Source organism: Stenotrophomonas sp. 05L44_2 (assembly GCF_056665995.1).
This window is the reverse complement of the sequence record NZ_JBFTNR010000565.1, coordinates 1-3,328: the sequence shown is the minus strand read 5'-3', so window position 1 is coordinate 3,328 and position 3,328 is coordinate 1. Positions and strand designations below refer to the sequence as shown.

General features: G+C 67.1%; 4 protein-coding genes and 2 pseudogenes. 4 read left to right on the top strand and 2 right to left on the bottom strand.

The window, feature by feature from the left end; translation table 11 throughout:
* Nucleotides 1-234, bottom strand: a pseudogene (locus AC1VAN_RS17490) (hypothetical protein); the annotation flags it as partial.
* A 217-nt stretch (nucleotides 235-451) separates the two neighbouring features.
* Here AC1VAN_RS17490 and AC1VAN_RS17485 point away from each other — a divergent pair.
* From AC1VAN_RS17485 to AC1VAN_RS17470, 4 genes are all read left to right on the top strand, one after another.
* Nucleotides 452-850 (top strand): HU family DNA-binding protein, encoded by a 399-nt coding sequence (locus AC1VAN_RS17485; protein WP_025873973.1) that lies wholly within the window; start codon nucleotides 452-454, stop codon nucleotides 848-850.
* Between the two features lie 304 nt (nucleotides 851-1,154).
* Nucleotides 1,155-1,463: a DUF3861 family protein gene (locus tag AC1VAN_RS17480; RefSeq protein WP_032975859.1), complete on the top strand. Its 309-nt coding sequence runs from the start codon at nucleotides 1,155-1,157 to the stop codon at nucleotides 1,461-1,463.
* 70 nt (nucleotides 1,464-1,533) lie between these two features.
* Nucleotides 1,534-2,076 carry a hypothetical protein gene (locus tag AC1VAN_RS17475; protein WP_032975858.1) on the top strand — a complete coding sequence of 181 codons (543 nt, stop codon included), beginning with the start codon at nucleotides 1,534-1,536 and terminating at the stop codon, nucleotides 2,074-2,076.
* A gap of 81 nt (nucleotides 2,077-2,157) precedes the next feature.
* Complete coding sequence (locus AC1VAN_RS17470; protein WP_480986310.1) at nucleotides 2,158-2,694, top strand: DUF1439 domain-containing protein; 537 nt, start codon at nucleotides 2,158-2,160, stop codon at nucleotides 2,692-2,694.
* On the opposite strand, the pseudogene AC1VAN_RS17465 reads toward AC1VAN_RS17470, so the two are convergent.
* Nucleotides 2,660-3,201 (bottom strand): annotated as a pseudogene (locus AC1VAN_RS17465) (type 1 glutamine amidotransferase domain-containing protein). The gene AC1VAN_RS17470 and the pseudogene AC1VAN_RS17465 sit on opposite strands and share 35 nt — an antisense overlap.
* Between the last annotated feature and the right edge of the window lie 127 nt (nucleotides 3,202-3,328).

The window sequence follows — 3,328 nt, the reverse complement described above, 5'->3', positions numbered from 1 at the left end:
ACTCTGCGGCGTGCTCAACTGGCCCTTGCCCGACTTCAGGTCGCCTTCCCAATGCGCGGTAGCGTGTCGCGAGATTCCCATGTCCTGCTCCGTTGTGGCTGTGATGAACCAATACCCTGGCACGCGCCGCGTTAGCCCTGCGTCGCCCCGCCGCATGCGGCGCGCCTGTCCCGAGCCGACGACTGGACACTTCTTCGCCAGCAATCTGGCGATTTCCCCCTTGTTTTCAGTCATTTCGCCCATCCAGTCGCAATCACCGACACTGCGGTGCAGCGCACCACCGCACCCGCTCCCCCTACTGCCGGCCATGTACTGAATCGGCCTGGATATGAAAAAACATGCACTTTCAGCGCTCCAGGCTATTGGCGGCGCCCAAGAGTTGCCCTACATTGCGCTTGCCGACGGGGTTCGGCGCCGACCAAACAACCAACCGTTCACGGAACAGGAAACCATGGCAAAGACCGCTAAGAAGGCTGCCCCGAAGAAGGCAGTGAAGAAAGTCGCGACGAAGGCAGCCGCCAAGCCGGCCGCTCCGAAGCCGATCAAGGAAGTGCTGACCAAGTCGGGCCTGGTTGCACACATCGCTGAAGTCTCCGGCGTTGTTGCCAAGGACGTCCGCGCTGTGCTGGCCTCGCTGGAAGGCGCTGTCGCTTCCTCGGTGCACAAGAAGGGCGCCGGCTCGTTCACCCTGCCGGGCCTGCTGAAGATCACCACCGTCAATGTGCCGGCCAAGCCGAAGCGCAAGGGCATCAACCCGTTCACCAAGGAAGAGCAGTGGTTCGCCGCCAAGCCGGCCACCACCAAGCTCAAGGTTCGCCCGCTGAAGAAGCTCAAGGACGCTGCGCTCTAAGCGCGCGCCCTGCAGCGGATACCTGACGGGACGGCCTTGGCCGTCCCGTTTTTTTTGCCCCGCATCCGCGCTCGCTCTGCAGTAGATCCACGCCATGCGTGGATGCCGTCCACTGCGCCCCCGCAACACAGCGTTTCCCGCGCCCACGCAATTTCCCGCACAGGCCCGCCGCCCATGGCCGCGCCGCTGTTTTTCCAGCGCAGGAACGAACCGGGTGGAACACTGCGTGCAGCGCCGGCCATCGCCGCCGGCCGACGCCTTGCCTATGGTGGTCCCATTCCTCCCCACCAGCGCGAGCACCCCCATGGCCAGCCCTTCCACCCGCTACCGGATCTCGGTGACCCCGATCGAAAAGGACGGGCACCAGTGCACCGGGCGCTGCACCATCGAACTGGAGCACCGCGCCAGCCGCGACCTGATGCGCCTGCTGGAATCGGCCCCGCGCACGGCAGGCCTGAGCGGTGACGAACGTGCCACCCTGGTGGTGGCCACCCAGCTGCTGCGTGACATCGTGCAGCGCCATGCCGACACCGACGGCCATGCACTGGCAGCGGTCGCCGCGCAGGTCCTGCCGGCGCTGGACGCGCTGGAACGGCTTCCCTCTTCGCGCTGACCACTTCGCGCTGAGCGGCCCCCGGCCGCTACACTGCCGCCTTTCAGGTCGCCTCGGGGRGGAGGCAGACATGCGCGGTTTTATTTCCTTGTTGATCCCGCTGCTTGTGGCGGGGTGTTCGAACCCGGCGCCCCCGGTCGATGCCACCGGGCGCGACGCGAGCGCCGCCACAACCGCCCCGTCGGTGCCGACGACGAAAGCGGCACCGCAGGCCGCTACCGTTGACGCGATCGCCATCGATCCGCTGTATGGCGCCGTTGCCAACGGCAGCGAAACGCCCGCAGCGATGCTCAACCGCTACATGCTGGATCTGCTCAACCGCAACACATCGCGCAGCGATGCAGCCTGGGCCTATGCCCCCGCCGACCCGCGCCGTGCCGACGATGCCGTGCTGCGCCTGCTGCCCGACGTGCGCAGCCTGCGCCTGGACAGTGACGTGGCGTTGCCACGCGACGATGGGCAGCCGCCACGCCTGCTGGAGGTGCCAGTGAAGATCCGCGCGGTGACCGCCAACGGCACCTTCCGCTACCACGGCTGGTACCGGGTGCAGCCCAGCGCCGATGGCCGCAGCTGGCAGATCCAGTCGGCCAGCCTGCAACCAACGCTGGACTGAACCGTTGCAACCGTGTGTACCCGCGATTCAGCGGGCAAAGCTACTCTGTAGGCCTCTTGGATCCTTCTTCCGGTCACCGCCATGCGCCTGCGTTCCCTGATGACCCGCCTAGCCGCCTCGACCGTGCTGATTGCTGCTGCGATCGGTGCGCAGGCCGCCCCTTCGATCTCCGGTCGCGAACTGGCGGTTGGCGCCAGCGACGTGCAGCAGTATCTGGACGGCAGCTTCCCGCGCACGCAGGACGCGCTGGGCGGCCTGATCGCGCTGACCATGAGCCACCCGCAGCTGAGCCTGCCCGCAGGCGAGCGCTTGAACCTGGGCATGGACGTGGCGCTGGCCACCGCCGGCGGCAACCCGGCCAAGCTGGGTACGGTGAAGCTCAGCAGTGGCCTGCGCTATGACGCGCAGACCCAGGGCTTCCACCTGCAGCAGCCGAGCGTGGATGACTTCACTCCGGCCAGCCAGGGTGGCCGTCTCGATTCACGGACCCGTGGCCTGCTGAACGCATGGCTGAGCGACTACGCCCAGCGCGAACCTCCTTTCACGCACGTGCCGGCCAGCGGCCGGCACTACCAGCGCCGCATTACGCCGCCAGCGCTTTCACCACCGCCTCGCTGAAGGCCGGAATGTCATCGGGCTTGCGGCTGGTGATCAGGTTGCCGTCCACCACCACTTCCGCGTCGCGCCAGCGCGCGCCGGCATTGGCCAGGTCCTGCTGCAGCGACGGCCACGAGGTGACCTCGTGTCCCTCCGCCAGCCCGCTGTTGATCAGCAGCCAGGGGCCGTGGCAGATCGCGGCCACCGGCTTGCCGGCACCGGCCATGCTGCGGATGAAATCCAGTACTGCTTCGTTGGTGCGCAGGGTGTCCGGATTGATCACGCCACCGGGCAGACCAGCGCATCGAAACCGCCGGCGTCGGCGCCATCCAGTGGTTGATCCACGGCGACCGAATCACCCCAGTCCTTGTCCTTCCAGCCCTTGATGCTCGCCTCCTTGGCCGGCGACACCACGCTCACGCGCGCGCCCTCCGCTTCCAACAGGTGCTTGGGCTCGATCAGTTCGGACTGCTCGAAACCATGCGTGGCGAGGATGGCGATCTGTTTGCCGCGTAGACGCTGTGCCATGTCGTGCTCCAGATAGGGGGGAGCGCACAGGGTGGCCGAGTGGCCCTTGAACGGCGGTGACCCTCACGTGCACGGCAGGTGGAGAATCGCCCGGATAGCGCCGGGCCGTGCCCGGCGGCTTCTGGTT

Bases quoted from the DNA above. Each gene is read 5' to 3' on its own strand.
- AC1VAN_RS17480 (WP_032975859.1), top strand. From the start codon at position 1,155: ATGGCCAGCCCTTCCACCCGCTACCGGATCTCGGTGACCCCGATCGAA.
- AC1VAN_RS17475 (WP_032975858.1), top strand. From the start codon at position 1,534: ATGCGCGGTTTTATTTCCTTGTTGATCCCGCTGCTTGTGGCGGGGTGT.
- AC1VAN_RS17485 (WP_025873973.1), top strand. From the start codon at position 452: ATGGCAAAGACCGCTAAGAAGGCTGCCCCGAAGAAGGCAGTGAAGAAA.
- AC1VAN_RS17470 (WP_480986310.1), top strand. From the start codon at position 2,158: ATGCGCCTGCGTTCCCTGATGACCCGCCTAGCCGCCTCGACCGTGCTG.